22 protein-coding genes, 1 rRNA gene and 1 riboswitch are annotated in these 21,667 nt (G+C 43.8%); of the genes, 22 read left to right on the forward strand and 1 reads right to left on the reverse strand.

Translation table 11 applies throughout. From position 1 onward, the window contains the following. The first annotated feature begins 5 nt into the window (after positions 1-5). The 15 genes from rrf to purD all read left to right on the forward strand — a co-directional run bounded on the left by rrf (position 6) and on the right by purD (position 14,179). Positions 6-121, forward strand: a 5S ribosomal RNA gene (gene rrf, locus WD019_RS16755). Between the two features lie 177 nt (positions 122-298). Then, positions 299-805 carry a DUF2179 domain-containing protein gene (locus WD019_RS16760; RefSeq protein ID WP_035351081.1) on the forward strand — a complete coding sequence of 169 codons (507 nt, stop codon included), beginning with the start codon at positions 299-301 and terminating at the stop codon, positions 803-805. A gap of 4 nt (positions 806-809) precedes the next feature. Continuing rightward, entirely contained in the window at positions 810-1,010 is a 201-nt protein-coding gene (locus WD019_RS16765) for an NETI motif-containing protein (protein WP_026678328.1), read from the forward strand. Positions 1,011-1,091: 81 nt separating this feature from the next. Next, positions 1,092-1,194: riboswitch (purine riboswitch) on the forward strand. Between the two features lie 102 nt (positions 1,195-1,296). Next, positions 1,297-1,785 carry a 5-(carboxyamino)imidazole ribonucleotide mutase gene (gene purE / locus WD019_RS16770; protein WP_425712243.1) on the forward strand — a complete coding sequence of 163 codons (489 nt, stop codon included), beginning with the start codon at positions 1,297-1,299 and terminating at the stop codon, positions 1,783-1,785. After that, positions 1,769-2,932, forward strand: a complete 1,164-nt coding sequence (gene purK / locus WD019_RS16775; RefSeq protein ID WP_425712244.1) for a 5-(carboxyamino)imidazole ribonucleotide synthase — start codon at positions 1,769-1,771, stop codon at positions 2,930-2,932. Before purE ends, purK begins: the two co-directional genes overlap by 17 nt. Next, the gene (gene purB, locus WD019_RS16780; protein ID WP_425712245.1) at positions 2,929-4,221 is read left to right on the forward strand and encodes an adenylosuccinate lyase; all 1,293 of its coding nucleotides are present in this window, start codon (positions 2,929-2,931) and stop codon (positions 4,219-4,221) included. Before purK ends, purB begins: the two co-directional genes overlap by 4 nt. Before the next feature lie 70 nt (positions 4,222-4,291). Then, positions 4,292-5,017, forward strand: a complete 726-nt coding sequence (gene purC / locus WD019_RS16785) for a phosphoribosylaminoimidazolesuccinocarboxamide synthase (protein WP_026678332.1) — start codon at positions 4,292-4,294, stop codon at positions 5,015-5,017. After that, a complete protein-coding gene (gene purS, locus WD019_RS16790) occupies positions 5,005-5,259 on the forward strand; it encodes a phosphoribosylformylglycinamidine synthase subunit PurS (protein WP_425712246.1) in 255 nt (84 codons plus the stop codon). The genes purC and purS overlap by 13 nt, the downstream gene beginning before the upstream one ends. Continuing rightward, positions 5,256-5,939, forward strand: coding sequence for a phosphoribosylformylglycinamidine synthase subunit PurQ (gene purQ, locus WD019_RS16795; protein ID WP_026678334.1), 684 nt, complete (start codon positions 5,256-5,258; stop codon positions 5,937-5,939). The genes purS and purQ overlap by 4 nt, the downstream gene beginning before the upstream one ends. Further along, complete coding sequence (gene purL / locus WD019_RS16800) at positions 5,923-8,151, forward strand: phosphoribosylformylglycinamidine synthase subunit PurL (protein ID WP_026678335.1); 2,229 nt, start codon at positions 5,923-5,925, stop codon at positions 8,149-8,151. The genes purQ and purL overlap by 17 nt, the downstream gene beginning before the upstream one ends. Beyond that, the gene (purF, locus tag WD019_RS16805; RefSeq protein ID WP_026678336.1) at positions 8,127-9,545 is read left to right on the forward strand and encodes an amidophosphoribosyltransferase; all 1,419 of its coding nucleotides are present in this window, start codon (positions 8,127-8,129) and stop codon (positions 9,543-9,545) included. The genes purL and purF overlap by 25 nt, the downstream gene beginning before the upstream one ends. Positions 9,546-9,627: 82 nt before the next feature. After that, a complete protein-coding gene (gene purM, locus WD019_RS16810) occupies positions 9,628-10,668 on the forward strand; it encodes a phosphoribosylformylglycinamidine cyclo-ligase (protein WP_425712247.1) in 1,041 nt (346 codons plus the stop codon). Then, complete coding sequence (gene purN / locus WD019_RS16815; RefSeq protein ID WP_026678338.1) at positions 10,665-11,240, forward strand: phosphoribosylglycinamide formyltransferase; 576 nt, start codon at positions 10,665-10,667, stop codon at positions 11,238-11,240. Before purM ends, purN begins: the two co-directional genes overlap by 4 nt. Further along, entirely contained in the window at positions 11,237-12,775 is a 1,539-nt protein-coding gene (gene purH, locus WD019_RS16820) for a bifunctional phosphoribosylaminoimidazolecarboxamide formyltransferase/IMP cyclohydrolase (protein ID WP_425712248.1), read from the forward strand. The genes purN and purH overlap by 4 nt, the downstream gene beginning before the upstream one ends. Positions 12,776-12,916: 141 nt before the next feature. Continuing rightward, on the forward strand, positions 12,917-14,179 hold the full coding sequence (purD, locus tag WD019_RS16825; RefSeq protein WP_425712249.1) for a phosphoribosylamine--glycine ligase: 1,263 nt from the start codon (positions 12,917-12,919) through the stop codon (positions 14,177-14,179). A 42-nt stretch (positions 14,180-14,221) separates the two neighbouring features. On the opposite strand, the gene WD019_RS16830 is transcribed toward purD, so the two are convergent. After that, positions 14,222-14,482, reverse strand: coding sequence for a YgaP family membrane protein (locus tag WD019_RS16830; RefSeq protein ID WP_026678341.1), 261 nt, complete (start codon positions 14,480-14,482; stop codon positions 14,222-14,224). Between the two features lie 93 nt (positions 14,483-14,575). On the opposite strand from WD019_RS16830, the gene WD019_RS16835 reads away from it, so the two are divergent. The 7 genes from WD019_RS16835 to WD019_RS16865 all read left to right on the forward strand — a co-directional run bounded on the left by WD019_RS16835 (position 14,576) and on the right by WD019_RS16865 (position 21,657). Further along, positions 14,576-16,318 (forward strand): adenine deaminase C-terminal domain-containing protein, encoded by a 1,743-nt coding sequence (locus tag WD019_RS16835; protein ID WP_425712250.1) that lies wholly within the window; start codon positions 14,576-14,578, stop codon positions 16,316-16,318. Between the two features lie 47 nt (positions 16,319-16,365). After that, on the forward strand, positions 16,366-17,382 hold the full coding sequence (locus tag WD019_RS16840) for a DUF3048 domain-containing protein (protein ID WP_425712251.1): 1,017 nt from the start codon (positions 16,366-16,368) through the stop codon (positions 17,380-17,382). Positions 17,383-17,405: 23 nt separating this feature from the next. Next, on the forward strand, positions 17,406-17,717 hold the full coding sequence (locus tag WD019_RS16845) for a YerC/YecD family TrpR-related protein (protein ID WP_026678344.1): 312 nt from the start codon (positions 17,406-17,408) through the stop codon (positions 17,715-17,717). 118 nt (positions 17,718-17,835) lie between these two features. Further along, positions 17,836-18,810 (forward strand): LacI family DNA-binding transcriptional regulator, encoded by a 975-nt coding sequence (locus WD019_RS16850; protein WP_026678345.1) that lies wholly within the window; start codon positions 17,836-17,838, stop codon positions 18,808-18,810. A gap of 42 nt (positions 18,811-18,852) precedes the next feature. Further along, positions 18,853-19,737, forward strand: coding sequence for a ribokinase (gene rbsK / locus WD019_RS16855; RefSeq protein WP_026678346.1), 885 nt, complete (start codon positions 18,853-18,855; stop codon positions 19,735-19,737). Positions 19,738-19,752: 15 nt separating this feature from the next. Then, a complete protein-coding gene (locus tag WD019_RS16860; RefSeq protein WP_425712252.1) occupies positions 19,753-20,727 on the forward strand; it encodes a nucleoside hydrolase in 975 nt (324 codons plus the stop codon). Next, the gene (locus WD019_RS16865; protein WP_425712253.1) at positions 20,728-21,657 is read left to right on the forward strand and encodes a nucleoside hydrolase; all 930 of its coding nucleotides are present in this window, start codon (positions 20,728-20,730) and stop codon (positions 21,655-21,657) included. Positions 21,658-21,667 lie beyond the last annotated feature (10 nt).

Consider the following 21,667-nt stretch of genomic DNA (forward strand, 5'->3'; position numbering starts at 1 on the left):
CATAGTCTGGTGGCGATGGCGAAGAGGTCACACCCGTTCCCATACCGAACACGGAAGTTAAGCTCTTCAGCGCCGATGGTAATTGGGGGCTTCCCCCTGTGAGAGTAGGACGCTGCCAGGCAAAAAAGGTGAGACGAATGTAGATTCGTTTCACCTTTTTTTTATTTTTTTGATTGGAAAATGATTCATCTTTAGACAAAATAATCTCCTGTTTTCTTTCAGCTTCAATTCATGTTATGCTCTTCATACAAATGAGTCAGACAGGCGGGAGGGACCAAAGGTGGAAAACGGTTTTATGATGGTCGCCATCATTTTGATCATTAACGTCGTTTACGTTTCTTTTTTTACTGTGCGAATGATTTTAACATTAAAAAACCAGCGCTATCTAGCCGCGCTTATCAGTGTTTTTGAAATCATCATTTATGTTGTAGGATTAGGTCTTGTGTTGGACAACTTGAATCATATACAAAATTTAATCGCCTATGCTTTAGGTTATGGATTAGGTGTTCTTACCGGAATGAAGATCGAGGAAAAGTTAGCTCTCGGCTATATTACGGTTAATGTGATTACAACTGAAATTGAAGCAGGCTTACCAAATGCCATTCGCAATAAAGGATATGGTGTAACCGATTGGATCGCTTATGGGCGCCAGGGAGAACGTTTAATGATGGAAATACTAACATCAAGAAAGTCAGAAGGCAAACTTTATGAAACAATAAAAGAATTGGATCCGAAAGCGTTTATTATATCACATGAACCAAAAAGTTTTTATGGCGGTTTCTGGGTGAAAAATATTCGGAGGTAGTTGAATGGATAAAAAGCCGAAAAAAAAGAAATTTGAAGTTCAAGATGGTGAAACTATTTCGGAATGTCTGGACCGAATGGCATCTGAAGGATACGCTCCCGTTCGCCGGATGGAAGAACCGATTTTTCAAGAAGTAAAAAGAAACGGAAAAACGGAAGTGGAACTTTACGGACAAAAAATCGTTTTTGAAGGAAAATTGAAGTAAAATCCGAACGTTAGGAAACTTAATAAATAATATTGTTCGATTTTTTGTTGACACTTTTTAAAATCTCTTGTTACAATAAAGGCAGACAGAAGAATAAAACCTCATATAATGGCGGGGTAAATGGCCTGCGAGTTTCTACCTGATGACCGATACTCATCAGACTATGAGGGAAAGCAGCTTACTGTTTTAGTATATGGGTATAGTATGTCCAGGGTAGGGCTTTCCTTCATAGCAAGGTTAAGCATATTACTTTGGACTTTTTTAGTGTTAAAAATAGGAGGTCAACATGCAAAATCTAGTTGGAGTAATCATGGGAAGTACTTCAGATTGGGAAACGATGAAACATGCATGCGACATTCTCGATGAACTGAATGTGCCGTATGAGAAAAAAGTAGTATCTGCCCATAGAACTCCTGATTATATGTTCCGTTATGCAGAAGAAGCGAAAGAAAGAGGAATCCGCGTGATTATTGCAGGTGCCGGTGGAGCCGCGCATCTTCCGGGAATGGTAGCCGCAAAAACCGTTCTTCCTGTGATCGGTGTTCCTGTTCAATCGAAAGCATTGAATGGACTTGATTCACTTCTTTCGATTGTGCAAATGCCAGGTGGGGTTCCCGTAGCAACAGTTGCGATCGGAAAAGCGGGAGCGACAAATGCCGGTCTGCTGGCCGCACAGATGCTGGCGACAACGGACGAAGCTTTAAGCGAACGGTTAGAAAAGCGCAGAAAGCAATTGGAACAAACCGTATTGGAAAGTAGTGATTCCCTTGAATAAAACGATATTACCAGGTGAGACAATCGGTATTCTTGGCGGTGGCCAGCTTGGCCGGATGATGGCAATCAGTGCGAGAGAAATGGGTTTTTCAGTCGTTGTTCTTGAGCCGGGTACGAATTCACCGTGCGGACAAGTAAGTGACGAGCAAATTTCAACAGCTTATAACGATATGGCCGGCATTCGAGAACTGGCGAATAAAAGCGACGTTATCACTTATGAGTTTGAGAATGTTGACGTAGATAGCGCAAAGTGGCTGGAGGAACATGCTAACATGCCCCAGGGAAGCGAGCTTCTACGAATTACCCAACATCGGAGACGGGAAAAGGAAGCGATCACCAATGCGGGCGTTCCGGTAGCCCCGTATCGATCGGTAACGAATGAAGAAGAATTTGAAAAAGCCATTCAAGATTTAGGAATGCCATCGGTTTTGAAGACATGCCGCGGCGGGTATGATGGAAAAGGACAGGTCGTGATCCGTTCGGAAAAAGACAAGGCCGATGCAACCGCTCTTTTTGAAGGTGGAAGAGAATGTGTGCTCGAGAGCTGGATACCGTTTCAAAAAGAATTATCTGTGATCGTTACACGAAGTGTTTCTGGAGAAATGACGACGTTCCCTACAGCAGAAAACATTCATGTTGATAACATTCTTCATCAAAGCATTATTCCTGCAAGAGTTTCACCCGCAGTAGAAGAAAAAGCAAAACAAATCGCAAAAGATATTGCACTTTATTTAAATCTTGTCGGGACACTCGCAGTAGAAATGTTTTTGACGGAAGACGATGAAATTTTCGTTAATGAATTAGCGCCAAGACCGCATAATTCCGGGCATTATACGATTGAAGCGTGTGAGACATCACAGTTTGACCAGCACATCCGGGCGATTTGTAACTGGCCGCTCGGGGAAACTAAATTACTGAAGCCGGTTGTAATGATAAACGTCCTTGGTGAGCATGTCGCACCACTCATCAACAATCTTTCTCAATTGAAAGATGCGAAGCTCCATTTATACGGAAAAAAAGAGGCGAAAATCAAAAGAAAAATGGGGCATATTACAGTGCTTGGAGATACAATTGAAGAAGCTTTAGATAAAGCTAACTTTATTATAAAAAATATTTTGCACATCGAAACATTGGAGGTAACTAAATGATTGAACGTTATACACGCCCGGAAATGGGAGCCATTTGGACGGATGAAAACCGCTATAAGGCATGGCTTGAAGTTGAAATTTTAGCTTGTGAAGCGTGGGCAGAGCTTGGGGAAATCCCGAAGGAAGACGTAAAGAAACTACGCGAGAATGCCTCATTTGACATTAACCGTATTCTCGAAATTGAAAAGGAAACGCATCATGATGTTGTCGCATTTACTCGTGCGGTTAGTGAAACGCTCGGTGAAGAACGCAAATGGGTACATTACGGCTTAACGTCTACTGATGTCGTCGATACTGCGCTATCTTACTTGCTCCGCCAGGCAAATGAAATTTTACTAAAAGATATTGAAAACTTTGTTGAAATTTTAGGGAATAAGGCAAAAGAACATAAACATACGGTCATGATGGGACGTACGCATGGAGTTCACGCTGAACCAACGACTTTCGGCCTTAAGCTGGCGCTATGGTATGAGGAAATGAAACGGAACCTTGAGCGCTTTAAAGAAGCGGCTGAAACCGTCCGAGTCGGAAAAATTTCAGGCGCTGTCGGAACGTATGCGAACATTGATCCGTTTGTTGAACAATATGTTTGTGAAAAGCTTGGACTTAAAGCTTCGCCTATATCGACACAAACATTGCAGCGTGATCGTCACGCCCACTATATGTCAGCACTTGCTCTCATTGCAACGAGTATTGAAAAATTCGGTGTTGAAATTCGCGGATTGCAAAAAAGCGAAACACGTGAAGTAGAAGAGTTTTTTGCGAAAGGACAAAAAGGATCATCCGCTATGCCGCATAAACGAAATCCAATCGGATCAGAGAATATGGCGGGAATGGCCCGAGTGATCCGCGGCTATATGATGACGGCTTATGAAAACGTCGCATTATGGCACGAACGTGATATTTCCCATTCATCAGCAGAACGCATCATTTTACCGGATGCAACGATCGCGCTAAATTACATGTTAAACCGTTTTGCGAACATCGTGAAAAACTTAACGGTGTTCCCGGAAAACATGAAGCACAACATGACGAAAACATACGGGCTTATTTACTCACAACGCGTAATGTTAAAGCTTATTGATAAAGGATTATCACGCGAAGAAGCTTACGACATCGTTCAGCCACAAACAGCTAAAGCCTGGGAAGAAGGTATTCAGTTCAAACAGCTTGTTGAAGGCGAACCGCGTATTACTGAGTTGTTGACACAGGCTGAAATCGATGACTGCTTTGATTATTCGTACCACTTAAAGCATGTGGACATGATCTTTGAACGGCTTGGACTTTAAAAAGTAAATAGGAAGGCAGATCGTTCTGTCTTCCTATTCCAATAATTCCTAATATTCTGGAGGGACCGTTATGGAAAAGCTAACTCAGCTTTATGAAGGAAAGGCAAAGAAAATATACAGCACGAATGATCCAGATCGCGTTTGGGTTGAATATAAAGATTCCGCTACCGCCTTTAATGGGGAAAAGAAAGCGACGATTGCTGGAAAAGGTCGTTTGAATAACGAAATTACGAGTTTACTATTTTCATTGTTAGAGGAAAAAGGAATCAAGACTCACTTCATTGCGAAAAAGTCCGATACGGAACAAATCGTTAAACATGTGAAAATTATTCCTCTTGAAGTAGTCGTGCGTAATGTTGTGGCTGGAACACTTGCAAAACGTACGGGAATCGCTGAAGGCACAGCTCTGCCACAGCCAATCGTAGAGTTTTATTATAAAAATGATGAGCTTGGCGATCCGTTATTCAACAATGACCATATTGCTGCCTTACATTTAGCAACGCCTGAACTTCTTGAAGAGATGAGAACGGTCGCTCTAAAGGTAAATACGATTCTTACTGATTTCTTCGCTGATAAAAATGTTCGTTTAATTGATTTTAAGCTCGAGTTTGGAACGGATAAAAACGGACAGCTTCTTCTTGCAGATGAAATTTCGCCGGATACTTGCCGCCTTTGGGATAAAGACACAAACGAAAAGCTTGATAAAGACGTTTTTCGCCGTGACCTCGGCAGCTTGACTGATGCATATGAACAAATTTTACAACGTTTAGGAGGACAACCATCATGTACAAAGTAAAAGTTTATGTAACGTTAAAGGAAAGCGTATTGGATCCACAGGGAAGTGCAGTGAAAGGCGCGCTTCATAGCCTCAAGTTTAACGAAGTAGAAGATGTTCGCATCGGGAAATTTTTAGAATTGACGTTAGAAAAAGGGGATTATGACCTGGATGCAAAAATTAGAGAAATGTGCGAGAAGCTTTTAGCAAATACGGTCATTGAAGACTATCGCTACGAGGTCGAGGAGGTTGTCGCACAGTGAAATTTGCAGTCATCGTATTTCCAGGCTCAAACTGTGACATCGACATGTACCATGCGATTAAAGACGAGCTTGGAGAAGAAGTAGAATATGTTTGGCATGATGAAACGAATCTAGATCGATTTGACGGAATATTGCTTCCGGGCGGCTTCTCTTATGGCGACTATCTTCGAAGCGGTGCGATTGCCCGTTTCTCCAATGTCATGGCAGAAGTAATCAAAGCAGCTAAAGAAGGAAAGCCCGTTTTAGGCGTTTGCAACGGATTTCAAATTCTCCTTGAATCAGGGCTTTTGCCAGGAGCGATGCGGCGGAATGAATCGCTTAAATTTATTTGCAAGCCGGTAGAACTCGTTGTTGAAAATAATGACACGATGTTTACAGCTGGCTATGGGCAAGGTGAGCGAATTGTAATTCCGGTTGCCCATGGTGAAGGAAACTACTATTGTGATGAAGAAACGCTTGAAAGATTGAAAGAAAATAATCAAATCGTATTCCGCTATACGAACAATCCGAACGGATCGATTGCAGATATTGCCGGAATCGTGAATGAAAAAGGAAACGTATTAGGCATGATGCCGCATCCAGAGCGTGCAGTGGATGAACTTTTAGGAAGCGCGGATGGATTAAAGCTGTTCCAATCAATCGTTAGAAGCTGGAGGGAAAACCATGTCTTATCTTCATGAGCCGACAGAACAACAAATTAAAGAACAAAAATTATACCGTGATATGGGATTGAGTGACGAGGAGTTTGGCACAGTCGAAAAAATTCTCGGCAGACTTCCGAATTGGACGGAAACCGGCTTGTTCTCTGTCATGTGGAGTGAGCACTGTTCCTATAAAAACTCAAAACCCGTACTTCGCAAGTTCCCAACAAGCGGTGAGCGTGTTCTTCAAGGTCCTGGTGAGGGTGCAGGGATTGTAGACATCGGGGACAACCAGGCGGTCGTATTCAAAATCGAAAGCCATAATCACCCATCAGCGATCGAGCCGTATCAAGGGGCCGCAACAGGAGTGGGCGGAATCATTCGTGACGTCTTTTCAATGGGTGCGCGTCCGGTAGCCTTATTAAACTCCCTTCGCTTTGGTGAGCTGACTTCACCGCGCGTAAAATATTTGTTTGAAGAAGTCGTTGCCGGAATTGCCGGGTATGGAAACTGCATCGGCATTCCAACTGTCGGCGGAGAGGTGCAATTCGACCCATCTTATGACGGAAATCCTTTAGTTAACGCGATGTGTGTTGGATTAATCGACCATAAAGATATTCAAAAAGGCCAGGCAAAAGGTGTCGGAAACTCGGTCATGTATGTTGGCGCACGCACTGGCCGCGACGGAATCCACGGGGCAACGTTCGCTTCCGAAGAATTGACGGATGCATCTGATGAAAAGCGCCCGGCTGTTCAAGTCGGCGATCCGTTTATGGAAAAATTGTTGCTTGAAGCATGCCTTGAACTCATTCAAAACTTCGACGGTCTTGTCGGCATTCAAGACATGGGGGCAGCGGGATTAACGAGCTCATCAGCGGAAATGGCGAGTAAGGCAGGTTTCGGGATTGAAATGAACCTGGACCAAGTGCCACAGCGTGAAGACGGCATGACTGCATATGAAATGATGCTTTCTGAATCACAGGAGCGTATGTTAATCGTCGTTCAAAAAGGAAGAGAAGAAGAGGCTGCGCAAATTTTTGAAAAATGGGGCCTTCACGCGACAGTTATCGGCAAAGTCATTGAAGAAAAGCAGCTCCGATTAATTCATAAAGGCAAAGTTGTTGCAGATGTACCTGTAGATGCACTCGCGGAAGATGCACCAGTCTATCATAAACCATCGAAAGAACCTGCCTACTATGCAGAATTCCAAAGAGAAGCGCCGTTTGTGCCTGAGGTAGATAACTATAAAGATACGTTATTGCAGCTTCTCTCTCAACCAACAATTGCAAGCAAATCGTGGGTATTTGACCAGTATGACTATATGGTTCGCACAAATACCGTTGTTGCTCCAGGATCGGACGCCGCTGTCATTAGAATTCGTGAAACGGAAAAAGCGCTTGCGATGACAACAGACTGCAACTCCCGCTATTTATATCTTGATCCGGAAGTCGGCGGGAAAATCGCTGTGGCGGAAGCGGCGCGCAACATTGTCTGCTCCGGGGCTGAGCCGCTAGCGATTACGGATTGCTTAAACTTCGGGAATCCGGAAAAGCCTGAAATCTTCTGGCAGCTTGAAAAAGCGGTCGATGGCATGAGTGAAGCCTGCAAAAAATTAAATACCCCGGTAATCGGCGGCAACGTTTCGCTTTACAACGAAACGAACGGAGAAGCGGTTTATCCAACTCCGGTTGTCGGCATGGTTGGTCTTGTTCATCATATCGACCATATTACGACGCAAGGATTTAAAAAAGCAGGTGACCTTGTTTATCTTTTAGGCGAAACGAAGCCAGAATTTGGAGGCAGTGAGCTGCAGAAAATGCTTCAAGGGAAAATTTCAGGAAAAGCGCCTGAATTAGATATCGAAGTGGAAGCGAAACGCCAGAGGTCCCTTTTATCGGCTATACAAAAGGGTCTTGTCGCTTCAGCGCATGATGTGGCAGAAGGCGGTATTGCTGTTGCGCTTGCTGAATGCATCATGGACGGAAATGTTGGAGCGTCTGTGCGTCTCTCTGGAGACATCGTTTCTGCTTTATTCAGCGAATCTCAATCACGCTTTATCGTTACGGTGAAACCAGAAAACGCAAAGGAATTTGAAGCTTTAGTCGAAGCGGCGCAAATCGGAGTTGTCACATCGCTACCTGAACTTCGAATTGAAAATGAATCAGGCGAGGAAATTGTAGTATGTGCGCATGAAGAACTTCATAACGCCTGGAAAGGAGCTATTCCATGCTTGCTGACATCAAAGGCTTAAACGAAGAATGTGGCGTATTTGCCATCTGGGGACATGAGGATGCGGCCCAATTAACGTATTACGGGCTGCACAGCCTCCAGCATCGTGGACAAGAAGGAGCCGGCATTGTCGTTACCGATGGAGAAAAGTTGAAAATGCATAAAGGGCACGGCCTTGTAACAGAAGTATTCAGCCGCGGAGAGCTTGAAAAATTAACAGGCTTTGCTGCGATCGGCCATGTTCGTTACTCTACTGCTGGCGGGAATGAATACGCAAACGTTCAACCATTGATGTTCCGTTCACAAACGAACGACCTTGCGCTTGCCCATAACGGAAATCTTGTCAATGCCCATGCGCTCCGGCATCAGTTAGAAGGACAGGGCAGCATTTTTCAAACGTCTTCCGATACGGAAGTGCTCGCTCATTTAATCAAAAGAAGCGGTTATACAAAGCTTCGTGACCAGGTAAAAAATGCGTTGACGATGTTAAAAGGCGCCTATGCATATGTGGTCATGACGGAAGATGAATTGCTCGTAGCGCTTGACCCTAACGGTCTCCGCCCATTATCGCTCGGGATGATTGGGGATGCTTATGTCGTGGCATCCGAAACATGCGCATTCGATGTTGTAGGTGCGGAATATATCCGTGATGTAAAACCGGGTGAGCTGCTTATTATTAATAAAGACGGTTTAGTTTCCGACACCTTTTCAACTGCGGTCAATCGATCGATCTGTTCAATGGAGTACATTTATTTTTCAAGGCCAGATTCGAACATTGATGGGATTAATATCCATGCAGCACGTAAAAATCTCGGAAAAGAGTTGTATAAAGAAGCGCCTGTCGAAGCGGATGTTGTAACAGGCGTACCGGATTCAAGCATTTCTGCTGCGATCGGTTATGCCGAGGCATCTGGGATCCCATATGAGATTGGATTGATTAAAAATCGGTATGTCGGCCGGACGTTCATTCAGCCGACACAGGAATTGCGAGAACTCGGCGTAAAAATGAAGCTTTCCCCGGTTCGGGGCATTGTTGAAGGGAAACGTGTTGTCATGGTGGATGATTCGATCGTTCGCGGGACGACAAGCAGAAGAATTGTTAAAATGCTTCGTGATGCGGGAGCGACGGAGGTTCATGTACGAATTACAGCACCCCCGATTGCCCATCCATGCTATTACGGAATCGACACGTCCGAAAAAGGAGAGCTGATTGCGGCTAATCATTCGGTAGAGGAAATTCGTCAAATCATTGGAGCCGATTCGCTCGTCTTTCTTTCCCCTGAAGGTTTATTAAAAGGCATCGGCCGCCCGGCAACAGATCCGAATCACGGACAATGTTTAGCTTGTTTTACAGGCAAATATCCAACAGAGATTTATCCTGATACTGTGATGCCATACGAGAAAGAAATGGTTTGAATGGTTATTAACGGCGAATGTAAGTATTCGCCGTAACTACATTATTCGGAATTTGAGCAAGCAATTTTAGGAGGTTACCCAAATGGCTGAAGCGTACAAACAAGCGGGTGTTGATATTGAAGCGGGGTATGAAGCGGTCAATCGGATCAAAAAACATGCGCTTCGCACAAAACGCCCTGAAGTGATGGCAGGGCTTGGAGGATTTGGAGCGATGTTCGATCTTTCCAACCTTCCATACAACGAGCCGGTCCTTATTTCCGGTACGGACGGTGTCGGGACCAAACTTATGTTGGCGTTCATGATGGATCAACATGATACGATCGGCATCGATGCGGTTGCGATGTGTGTAAACGACATCGTTGCACAAGGTGCAGAGCCGCTTTATTTTTTAGATTACATTGCTTGCGGGAAGCTAGAACCCGCAAAGGTTGAGCAAATTGTAAAAGGGATCGCGGATGGTTGTGAGCAAGCAGGCTGTGCCTTAATTGGCGGAGAGACAGCGGAAATGCCAGGCATGTATTCTCTTGATGAGTATGATCTTGCTGGTTTTTCTGTCGGAATTGCTGAAAAATCTAAACTAATTAAGCCAGAGCGTGTTTTAGAAGGAGATGTCCTTATTGGCCTCGCTTCCAATGGTCTTCACTCTAACGGTTTTTCACTCGTACGGAAAGCATTGCTTGAAAAGGGTGGATTAAATGTTAACGAGCGGTATGGCAATTTAGAAAAAACACTCGTTGAAGAACTTTTGACACCTACTCGGATTTATGTGAAGCCATTGCTTGATTTAATCAAAAAAGATGTCATTCATGGTGCTGCTCATATTACCGGCGGCGGCTTTTTTGAAAATATTCCGCGCATGCTTCCAGAAGGACTCGCGGCAGAAATCGATTACGGTTCCTGGCCGATCCCACCAATTTTCGAACTTGTTGCCAAGACAGGTGAAATTGGCCAGAGAGAAATGTTTACGACGTTTAATATGGGAATTGGAATGGTGCTTGCCGTATCATATAATGATGTTCATTCCGCCATTAAGTCTTTAGAAGAAAATGGAGAAAAAGCGTATATTATCGGCCGCGTGAAAAAAGGCGACGGGGTCTTATTTGGCGGCGGTGAATTAAAATGAGAAATATCGCAATATTTGCTTCAGGAAGCGGATCGAACTTTCAGGCTATTGTAGACAGCGTCAAGGAGAAAAAGTTAAATGTCCATATCGCGCTCATGGTTTGCGACAAGCCGGGAGCATTTGTCATCGAACGTGCGGAAAAAGAAGGGATCGACACCTTTGTATTTCATCCGAAAAACTATGAATCAAAAGCTCATTTTGAACGGGATATTATTGAGCGACTTTATGAAAAAAATGTGGATTTTATTGCGCTTGCAGGCTATATGAGGTTAATTGGGCCGACATTGCTTGATGCGTTTGAAGGCCGAATTGTCAACATCCACCCGTCACTTTTGCCGGCTTTTCCGGGTAAAGACGCGATTGGACAGGCCCTGGAAGCAGGTGCTGATGAAACAGGGGTAACGATTCATTATGTCGACAGCGGAATGGATACAGGCCCGATCATCAAACAGGAGAAAGTTGAAATTTTACCCGAAGATACGAGAGAAGCATTGCAAGAAAGAATTCAAAAAGTCGAACACACTCTTTATCCAAGTGTACTGAAAGAATTAGTAGGAGGCGTCCGGTTGTGAGTATAAAAAGAGCACTTGTTTCAGTTTCAAATAAAGAAGGTCTCGTACCTTTTGTCAAAGCGCTTGTAGAAGAAGGCGTAGAAGTCATTTCCACAGGGGGAACGAAAAAAGCGCTGGAAGAAGCGGGTGTGCCGGTCATTGGAATTTCTGAAGTAACGGGGTTTCCTGAAATTATGGACGGCCGCGTTAAAACGCTTCATCCAATGATCCATGGCGGGCTACTCGCAGTTAGAGACAACGAGGAGCATGCGGCGCAATTAAAGGCGCATGACATTACGCCGATTGATCTTGTTGTCGTAAACCTTTATCCGTTTAAAGAAACGATTGCACAGGAAAATGTTGCATTTGCTGATGCGATTGAAAATATCGATATTGGCGGTCCGAGCATGCTTCGTTCCGCTGCGAAAAACCATGCGTATGTAACGGTCGTTGTCGATCCAAAAGATTACGAGCTCGTATTAAATGAGGTTAAAGAACACGGCAAAGTGCATGATGAAACGAGAAGAAAGCTTGCGGCGAAAACATTCCGCCATACGGCAGCCTATGATGCACTCATTGCAGAATATTTGACGAATATCGTTGAGGATGAAAACCCTGAATCGCTTACAGTCACGTTTGAACGGAAGCAAGCGCTTCGTTACGGGGAAAATCCGCACCAAAAAGCGAATTTCTATGTGAAGCCGCTTGGCACCAAAACGTCCATTGCCAATGCAGAGCAGCTTCACGGGAAAGAACTTTCTTACAATAACATTAATGATGCCGACAGCGCGTTAAACATCGTTCGTGAATTTAAAGAGCCGGCTGTTGTAGCGGTCAAACATATGAATCCTTGCGGTGTCGGTGTCGGAAACACGGTTGAAGAAGCTTTTACAAAAGCATTTGAAGCCGATCCAGTGTCCATTTTCGGTGGAATTATCGCTTCGAACAGAGAAATTGATGAAGCGACAGCAGTAAAGCTCAATGAAATTTTCCTTGAAATTATTATTGCGCCTTCTTTTAGCGAAGAAGCCCTTGCAATTTTAACAAAAAAGAAAAATATCCGTCTATTAACGGTAGAATTTACGGAAGAACAAAAAATTGAAAAGCGTTTAACATCGATCCGCGGTGGCCTTTTAGTTCAAGATGAAGATGCATTCGGTCTTGATGATGCGACAATCTCCATTCCGACGAAGCGAGAGCCGACCGAAAAAGAGTGGGAAGATTTACGTTTAGCATGGAAAGTCGTTAAACATGTGAAATCAAATGCAATCGTCCTTGCAAAAGACAATATGACAATCGGCATTGGAGCGGGACAAATGAACCGTGTCGGAGCGGCAAAAATTGCGATTGAACAAGCAGGTGATTTAGCGAAAGGAAGCGCATTAGGATCTGACGCTTTCTTCCCGATGAATGATACAGTTGAAGCGGCAGCCAAAGCGGGAGTAACAGCAATTATTCAACCAGGTGGCTCAATTCGCGACGAAGATTCAATTAAAAAGGCCGACGAATACGGGATTGCGATGGTCTTTACGGGTGTTCGCCATTTTAAACATTGAATAATTCCGCCGATTTTAGAGATAATTCCGCCAAAATTGGTTAGAATTCCGCCGATTTCAAATATAATTCCGCCAAAATCGGTCATAATTCCGCCGATTTCCAGATGAATTCATTAAATAGATGAGCAAGGAGGCAAAAAAATGAACGTTCTAGTCATTGGCCGCGGCGGCCGTGAACATGCTCTAGCCTGGCGTTTTGCGAGTAGCCCGAGCGTGGAAAAAGTATTTGCTGCACCGGGCAACCCGGGGATGGAAAATATCGCAACATGCGTACCGATCAACGAAACCGATCATGAAGGGCTTATTCGCTTTGCGAAAAAAGAGGACATTCAGTTAACGTTTGTCGGCCCAGAAGTCCCATTATTAAATGGAATTGTCGATGACTTTAAAAAAGCGGGCCTTACGATTTTCGGTCCGACGAAAGAAGCCGCGCTTATTGAAGGATCTAAATCATTTGCTAAAGATCTTATGAACAAATACAATATTCCTACGGCAAAATCCCGAACGTTTTCCGATTACGACGAAGCGCTCACGTATTTAAACGAAGTTGGCGCACCGATCGTTTTAAAGGCGGATGGACTCGCTGCCGGAAAAGGCGTTATTGTTGCGATGGATATAGATGACGCGAGACGCGGACTTTACGAAATGATGAAAAATGAACGCTTTGGCGAGGCAAGTAAACAAGTCGTCATCGAAGAATACCTCGAAGGCGAAGAGTTTTCCTTTATGGCGTTTGTAAACGAGAACCGGGTTTACCCGATGGTTATCGCTCAAGATCATAAGCGCGCCTATACGGGAGATAAAGGACCGAATACGGGAGGAATGGGTGCCTATTCGCCGGTTCCACAAATCCCGCAATCAGCAGTTGATCAAGCATTAAGCACGATTTTACAACCGGCAGCCCACGCCATGGTGGAAGAAAAGCGTCCGTTTACCGGCGTTCTCTATGCCGGACTTATGTTGACAAAGGAAGGACCAAAAGTGATTGAGTTCAACGCTCGTTTTGGCGATCCAGAAACGCAGGTCATCTTGCCGCGACTCGACGGTGATTTTGCGCAAGTGTTGCTCGATATTTTAAATAAAAAAGACGTAAAGCTTTCCTGGTCTGATCAAGCGGTTGTCGGTGTCGTGCTTGCGTCAGAAGGCTATCCGGATGAATATGAAAAAGGAAGAGAATTAAAAGGGCTTGAAGAATTGCAAGAAGATACACTCCTTTTTCATGCTGGAACGAAAAAGTCAGATGGGAAACTTGTGACTGACGGCGGCCGGATTTTGCTGGCGGCGAAAAAAGCGGATGATTTAAAAGAAGCACAACAAAAAGTGTATAATGAGCTTAAAAAGATCGAGTGCAAAGGTGCGTTCTACCGGGAGGATATCGGTTCTAAAGCGATTGTTCGTGCATAATATATAAATGGGAAAAGGCTCCCCTGAGAAAAGGGGCGCCTTTTAACTTGGATTAACATCCGTTTTATCGTTTGTAAGCATGCTGCTATCTTCTTGATTAAATAGATTGCAGCGGTTAAATAGCTCAGTTAATGGGCAGAATCGAACAATTCCTTCAGCAACTTTCATGGCCCCCATCATGATCAACAACAAATAAGATCCGCGATAAGGACGGCGGGCATATCTCGCTGTAAATACAGCTAACACGGTTAATCCGCAAATGATACGAATAAATGCATTCGCGGTTCCAATATTTTTTTTCATTATAAAAAACTCCTTTATTACTTTTATTGTTTAATTGATAAAAAATCTGTGTTATGCTATAGGAAATTTAATTTTGGGTGAAAGGTGAACGCCATGTCCAATCAAGTTTTGTACTGGTCGAAAAATGAATTACGAGAGCAGGTAGCTGTTTTAGATGGTGAAGTTGCTCCATCCATTGTTTTAAAAAATGCTACCTATTTAAATCAAAATTTACGGCAATGGAAAAAAGCAAACATTTGGGTCTATAAAAACAGGATTGTCTATGTTGGGGAGCAAATGCCGGATCGCCTTGAAAAAACGGAGGTCATCGATCTTGCGGGTAAATATGTCGTCCCCGGGTATATCGAACCACATACGCATCCATTTCAACTATATAATCCCCAAACCCTTGCGCATTATGCATCAAATAGAGGGACGACAACATTTATATGCGACAACTTAACGCTTCTTTTATCATCTCCGTTAAAGAAAGCGCTTTCTTTGATGGAGGACTTAAACCGATTGCCTTATACGTATTATTGGTGGTGCCGCTATGATTCCCAATCGGAATTAATCAAAGAAGAACAGCATTTTTCTTTAGGGACAATTAGAAGTATTTTGGCAAGCCCTTATTGCATTCAAGGCGGAGAGTTGACGAGTTGGCCGAAAGTGTTAAGCGGTGATGATACGATTTTGCAAATGATGCAAGATACAAAAAGGTATGGAAGAAGAATCGAAGGCCATCTTCCGGGATCTTCTGAAAAAACATTGACGAAAATGGCGCTTCTCGGAGTGAACTGTGACCATGAAGCAATGACCGGCGAAGAAGCGATAAGGCGGATGAACGTAGGTTACACAACTTCACTGCGGTATTCTTCGATCCGCCCGGACTTACCGCGATTGTTGCGGGAGTTAAAAGAGCTCGGCGTCAATTATTTTGACCGCGTCATCTTTACGACCGACGGATCTACACCGGCGTTTTATGAACAAGGGGTAACCGACAAAATGATTTCAATCGCCCTTGAATCTGGAATTGATCCAATTGATGCTTATAATATGGCGGCATATAATGTGGCCCGCTATTATGGGATGGAGCATCTGCTCGGTATGATTGCACCAGGAAGACTGGCACATATTAATATTCTTGAACGTTTAGATAACCCGGTTCCACAGTCTGTATTAGCAAAAGGGCAATGGATTAAAAAAGACGGGGAAGAAGTCTTCCCGCTAGAAGAGTTTCCGTGGTCAGACTATGGCATCAAACCGCTAGAATTAAAATGGAATTTAACAGAAGAAGACTTTAATTTCAGCTCGCTTGTTGGAATTGAAATGGTCAATTCTGTAATTACCAAACCGTACAAGGTGAACATTGATCCGACAAGTGTTGAGCTTGCGGAGGATCATGATGAATGCTTCTTAATGCTTCTTGATCGTCATGGAAAGTGGCAGGTAAATACGATTGTCAAAGGATTTGCGCGGAATGTGTCAGGATTTTGCAGTTCATATTCAAGTACCGGTGATTTAATCGTCATCGGAAAAAATAAAGATGATATGCTAAAGGCGTTTGAGCGGGTAAAGGAATTAAAAGGCGGCATTGTTCTTGCTGAGAACGGGGAAATCGTAAGTGAAATCAAACTTCCGCTCGGCGGCGGTTTATCGGATAAGCGTCTTGAATACTTAATGGAAGAAGAAAAAGCGTTGACAAATGAGCTTCGCAAACGCGGATATCAGTTTGAAGATCCAATATACAGTTTGCTCTTCTTCTCATCAACCCATTTGCCATATATTCGCATTACACAGCTGGGAATGTATGATGTGAAAAACAAAGTAGTACTCTTTCCTGCGATTATGCGTTAAACTATAAAAGAGTACTTCGCATAAAAAATACTTGCATGGGGGACCACATGAAACGATGGACGTTGTTAGCGTTTTGTTGTTTGTTGGTCATTTTCACGATGGCTGGATGTGAAAAGAAAGCGAAAGAAACAGCCGGAAAAAATGAACATGTAGAAAAAAAGAAGCCTGAACGAAAGCAACAACCGTTTCAAAATGTTTACCCATTAACCGAAATCGCAACCAATCATAAAACCGACGCACGGCCGATTGGGGTCATGATTAATAACCACTGGAAGGCTCGTCCGCAATCCGGCCTTCATAAGGCTGATATTGTTTATGAAGTATTGGCTGAAGGAGGCATTACGCGTTTTCTGGCCATTTTTCAAAGTGAGATGCCGGAGATCGTCGGTCCTGTCAGAAGTGCGAGGGATTATTTCGTAGACTTGAGCCAGGGGTATCACTCTATTTATGTTTTTCATGGATGGAGCCCGAAAGCAAAAGAAATGTTAACTGGCGGAACGATTGATTCGCTCAATGGATTAAAGTATGACGGGAGCCTGTTTAAGCGGGTGAGCTTCCGCCAGGCACCGCATAACTCGTACATTACGTATAAGAACATCATAAAAGGTGCCAAACAGGAAGGCTTTGCCTTGACAGATAAAATCAAGCCTTTGCCGTTTTTGAAAAAAGAAGAAATAAAAGGTGACAAAGCGGTTTCTGTTTTGGTAACATACAACCGAAATGAAAAGGTGAACTATACGTATCATAAAGCGAGAAATGCATACGTTCGTTCCTCGGAAGGAGAGCCGACGATCGATCGTGAAACGAAAACCCCGATTGAAGCCAATAATGTTTTCATCGTAGAAGCACGTCATCACGTGATAGATAAGAAAGGGAGGATTGGGATCGATTTAGTCTCCGGAGGAAATGCCTTGTTAGTGCAAAACGGAGTAGCGCGAAAGATAAAGTGGCAAAACGACCGCGGCCGAATTATTCCGGTCGGCACTGGATTTATCCCCGGTAAGACGTGGATCAATATCGTTCCGGCAGATCCCGGTCTTGAAAAAATCGTTACCATACAGTAGAAGAAGTGAAGGAGTGCACGAGGATGCAAATTGATAAACTAAGAGGAAAAGCGCTAGATCAATTATTTGAAGCGATTTTAGCCTTGAAAGATGTGGAAGAATGTTATCGTTTTTTTGATGACTTATGCACGATGAATGAAATCCAGTCACTTGCCCAGCGTTTAGAAGTCGCCCGCATGCTTCGCGAAGGAATGACTTACCATAAGATCGAAACGGAAACAGGGGCAAGCACTGCGACGATTTCCCGCGTCAAACGTTGCTTAAACTTCGGAAATGACGCCTACCAGATGGCGCTTGACCGAATTTATAAGAAAGAAGAAAACAAGGACCTGTAAGCGAAAATGCTACAGGTCCTTTCTTCTTTTGGAGAAAAATAGCACCGCTCTTTTATTTGACTTTTCTGAACTAGATTGATATTGTTATATGTAACCGGTTACAGAAAAGAGAGGGATTATGGCAACGATTAAGGAAGTCGCAAAAGAGGCGGGTGTGTCTGTCGCAACCGTATCAAGAGTTATAAATAATAACGGCTATGTGAACGACGAGACGCGAAAAAGGGTAGAAAAGGCGATTCAATCATTAAATTATCAACCAAATGATGTTGCGCGGAGCCTTTTTAAAAAACAATCGCAAACGATCGGCTTAATGGTTCCTGATATTATGAACCCTTTCTTCCCGGAGCTTGCAAGAGCCGTAGAAGATACGGCAAGCAAACTTGGCTATACCGTTATTTTATGCAATACAGATGAAGACATCGAGAAAGAACAAATGTATTTAAATACGCTGTTAAGAAAATATATCGATGGTTTAATTGTGGTGTCCAATACGTTAACCGCAAAGCAAATTAAACGATTGAATGTTCCAGTTGTTACGGTTGACCGCGAAATCAGCAAAGATATTCCAACGATCATTGTGCAAAACACGGCGGGCGGCCGGATGGCCACACGTTACTTAAAAGAAATTGGGTGTGAAAGAATCGCCCATTTAAAAGGTCCAGATCATATTCGAAATGCGAACGAGCGGTGTTGTGGGTATAAGGAAGAAGTACATAATGAACCGTGGTTTAAAGAAGACTATATTATTGAAGGGCATTATGAAATGGAATCGGCGATCAAGGCAACCTATCAATTGCTTACCCGGTACCCGGATATTGATGGAATTTTTGCAGGCAACGATATTATGGCTATCGGGGCGATCAAGGCTGTCCATCAATTGGGCAAAAAAGTGCCTGATGATGTGGCGGTTATCGGCTTTGACGGAATCGCACTGGCGAAGGCGGCAACACCTGAACTGACAACGATTGCTCAACCTATTTACGAAATGGGGAGAATGGCGGCCAATCTTCTCATTGATCTCATTGAAAAGAAGAAAATAGAAAAAACATTTTATAACTTAGAAGTTGAGCTTGTAAAAAGGCAGTCCACCTGATATAGGAATGCCTTTCATAAAGAGATAGGGGGAACAAACCACATGCAGCGACGGCCGAAAATTACGGTAGTTGGAAGTATTAATATGGACATTGTCACGATTACAAAGACCGTCCCGAAAATGGGGCAAACGGTTAAAGGGGAACAATTTAAGACGAATCCAGGCGGAAAAGGAGCAAACCAGGCAGTTGCTGCCGCCCGTTTAGGGGCAGATGTGCAAATGGTAGGATGTGTAGGAAATGACGGTTTTGGCCGGGAAGTTTTAAAAAATCTGCAAGAACAAGGCGTAAACATAAGCCATGTGGAACCGGTTACAGATTGTACAGGTACCGCAACGATCATTGTTTCTAATAAAGATAACAGCATTATCGTCGTTTCAGGCGCCAATGATCACGTTACCACAGACTATGTAGAAGCCAAGCGGTCCGTAATTGCTGAAAGCGACATTTTGCTTCTTCAACTAGAAATCCCGCTTGCAAGTGTGAAGAAAGCCGTTCAAATCGCAAAGGAAAACGGGGTGAAAGTCATCTTGAATCCAGCGCCAATTCAAGAACTTCCAGATGATTTATTAGATGAGATCGATTACATTACACCAAATGAACATGAACTTGATTTGCTTAAAGAAAGCTATGAGTTTCAAAAACTTCAAGAAAAAGTGATAGTAACAAAAGGTTCGGAAGGTGTGATTTTCTATGAAAATGGAAAAGAAATCGCCATCCGATCATATAACGTCGATGTTGTCGATACGACGGGTGCTGGAGATTCGTTTAATGGAGCATTTGCCGTGGCCTTAAGCAAAGGGATGTCATTAAAAGCGGCATGCAAGTATGGCAATGCCGTGGGCGCTTTGTCTACTACAAAGCTCGGCGCACAGGCGGGAATGCCGACGAAGGAAGAAGTGGAGAAATTTATTGCCGTGAGAGGATAGAAGGGAAGAAGGAACATGAGCAGCAAGAAGATTATTCTTGATGTCGATACCGGAATCGATGATGCATTAGCTATTTTATACGCTGTGAAATCAAAAGAGATTCAAATCGAAGGGATCACGACGGTTTTTGGCAATGTGTCAGCAGACCAGGCAACGCGAAATACATTGCAAGTCCTCGAACTTGCCGATGCGAACGATAATATTCCTGTTGCGATGGGGGCAAAGAAACCGCTCTTTCGAGAATGGAGCGGTCCTGTTATTCATGTTCATGGACAAAATGGAATTGGCGATTATGAACTGCCTGAACCATCCTTGCAACCGCTAGAAGAACATGCCGCTGATTTTATCGTGCGACAAGTCAATGAACAGCCTGGCGAATTGACGCTTGTGTTTGTTGCGCGATTAACAAACCTTGCGCTAGCGCTGGCAAAAGACCCTTCGATTGCCCGAAAAGTGAAAAGGCTTGTTCTTATGGGAGGGGCATTAAAGACGTTTGGAAATGTTACGCCTATTGCTGAAGCCAACATTTATGGCGATCCGGAAGCGGCACACCGTGTATTTGAATCGGGCATCCCAATCACAATGGTCGGACTGGATGTGACCCGTAAAGCCAAATTTCAGGAAGAACATTTAAAGCAGTTGATGGATTTGGCGTCTCCGGAAAACGAAAAGATGATTAAATTTATCGAGCACATTATTCGCTTTGGCATAGAAGCAAGCGTGAAAATGAACGAAGGGAAATGCCGCCTAATGCATGACCCTCTTGCCGTCGGTGTCGCAATTGATCCAGGCCTGGTTAAATCGGAAAATCATTACGTTTATATCGAAACACAAAGCCGGCTTTCAGCTGGGGCGACGGTCGCCGATTTACGATTATCGCGAAAAAAGACGGAAACAAACGCTGCTGTATGTGTAGAAGTCGATCATGAACGGTTTATTGAACATTTTATACAAACGGTGGCGTCAAGAGATGAAAGAGGGGAAGGATAGATGAAACGAGTCATTATGGATGTCGATACAGGAATTGACGATGCTCTTGCCATTTGTTATGCGGCGCGCTCCAAAAGTCTGGAGATTTTAGGGATTACGACATGTTTTGGCAATGTGTCGGTAGAAGAAGCAACAAGAAACACATTAAATGTCCTTGATTATTTAGAATTGGATGTCCCGGTGGCACAAGGAGCAGGGAAGCCGATCTTTCGCCACCCGATAAAGGAAAAGGCAAGCATCGTGCATGGAGAAGATGGATTAGGGAACATTCATCTTCCTGACCCTATAAAGAAGCCGGTAGAACAACATGCATGCCAATTTATTATTGAACAAGTAAAAAAATACCCGAATGAAGTGTCGCTTATTTTCGTAGGGCCGCTTACCAATCTGGCGTTAACGATCATGCAGGAGCCTGAGATTGTCCGGCTTGTTGACAGGGTGTATATCATGGGCGGGGCCGTGACGGTTCCCGGAAATACGACGATGGCGGCAGAAGCAAATATTTACGCCGATCCGGAAGCGGCCGAGTATGTGTTCCAATCGGGCATTCCGATAACACTCGTCGGTCTTGATGTGACAATGAAAACATTGCTGTCACTTGAAGAAGTAGAGAAGTGGAAAAAGAAAAATACGCGCTTAAGCCGGTTTTTGGCGGACATTACGGAGTTTTATATCGGGTTTTATACAAATAACCACGCTGGATTGAAGGGGTGCGGGCTTCACGATCCGTTAGCGGTCGGAGTTGTCATTGATCCAACCTTTGTTGAAACAAAAGCTTTGCATGTGCAGGTCGATCTTGAAGGGACCCATACCTTTGCCCGAACCATTGCTGATTTTAGAGAATCCAGCAAGGCCAAACCGAATGTTGACGTTTGTTTGCACGTTGATGCCGATCGGTTTTTAAAACATTTCTTGAAAAATATTTGTTAACAAGGGAACA

The organism is Fictibacillus sp. Mic-4 (assembly GCF_049843615.1).
Taxonomy (GTDB): domain Bacteria; phylum Bacillota; class Bacilli; order Bacillales; family Fictibacillaceae; genus Fictibacillus_A; species Fictibacillus_A gelatini.

What these genes read in the sequence shown, in the direction of transcription:
- WD019_RS16760 (WP_035351081.1), top strand. Translation starts at nt 299, where the DNA reads ATGGTCGCCATCATTTTGATCATTAACGTCGTTTACGTTTCTTTTTTT.
- WD019_RS16765 (WP_026678328.1), top strand. Translation starts at nt 810, where the DNA reads ATGGATAAAAAGCCGAAAAAAAAGAAATTTGAAGTTCAAGATGGTGAA.
- purE (WP_425712243.1), top strand. Translation starts at nt 1,297, where the DNA reads ATGCAAAATCTAGTTGGAGTAATCATGGGAAGTACTTCAGATTGGGAA.
- purB (WP_425712245.1), top strand. Translation starts at nt 2,929, where the DNA reads ATGATTGAACGTTATACACGCCCGGAAATGGGAGCCATTTGGACGGAT.
- purC (WP_026678332.1), top strand. Translation starts at nt 4,292, where the DNA reads ATGGAAAAGCTAACTCAGCTTTATGAAGGAAAGGCAAAGAAAATATAC.
- purS (WP_425712246.1), top strand. Translation starts at nt 5,005, where the DNA reads ATGTACAAAGTAAAAGTTTATGTAACGTTAAAGGAAAGCGTATTGGAT.
- purL (WP_026678335.1), top strand. Translation starts at nt 5,923, where the DNA reads ATGTCTTATCTTCATGAGCCGACAGAACAACAAATTAAAGAACAAAAA.
- purF (WP_026678336.1), top strand. Translation starts at nt 8,127, where the DNA reads ATGCTTGCTGACATCAAAGGCTTAAACGAAGAATGTGGCGTATTTGCC.
- purM (WP_425712247.1), top strand. Translation starts at nt 9,628, where the DNA reads ATGGCTGAAGCGTACAAACAAGCGGGTGTTGATATTGAAGCGGGGTAT.
- purN (WP_026678338.1), top strand. Translation starts at nt 10,665, where the DNA reads ATGAGAAATATCGCAATATTTGCTTCAGGAAGCGGATCGAACTTTCAG.
- purD (WP_425712249.1), top strand. Translation starts at nt 12,917, where the DNA reads ATGAACGTTCTAGTCATTGGCCGCGGCGGCCGTGAACATGCTCTAGCC.
- WD019_RS16830 (WP_026678341.1), bottom strand. Translation starts at nt 14,482, where the DNA reads ATGAAAAAAAATATTGGAACCGCGAATGCATTTATTCGTATCATTTGC.
- WD019_RS16835 (WP_425712250.1), top strand. Translation starts at nt 14,576, where the DNA reads ATGTCCAATCAAGTTTTGTACTGGTCGAAAAATGAATTACGAGAGCAG.
- WD019_RS16840 (WP_425712251.1), top strand. Translation starts at nt 16,366, where the DNA reads ATGAAACGATGGACGTTGTTAGCGTTTTGTTGTTTGTTGGTCATTTTC.
- WD019_RS16845 (WP_026678344.1), top strand. Translation starts at nt 17,406, where the DNA reads ATGCAAATTGATAAACTAAGAGGAAAAGCGCTAGATCAATTATTTGAA.
- WD019_RS16850 (WP_026678345.1), top strand. Translation starts at nt 17,836, where the DNA reads ATGGCAACGATTAAGGAAGTCGCAAAAGAGGCGGGTGTGTCTGTCGCA.
- rbsK (WP_026678346.1), top strand. Translation starts at nt 18,853, where the DNA reads ATGCAGCGACGGCCGAAAATTACGGTAGTTGGAAGTATTAATATGGAC.
- WD019_RS16860 (WP_425712252.1), top strand. Translation starts at nt 19,753, where the DNA reads ATGAGCAGCAAGAAGATTATTCTTGATGTCGATACCGGAATCGATGAT.
- WD019_RS16865 (WP_425712253.1), top strand. Translation starts at nt 20,728, where the DNA reads ATGAAACGAGTCATTATGGATGTCGATACAGGAATTGACGATGCTCTT.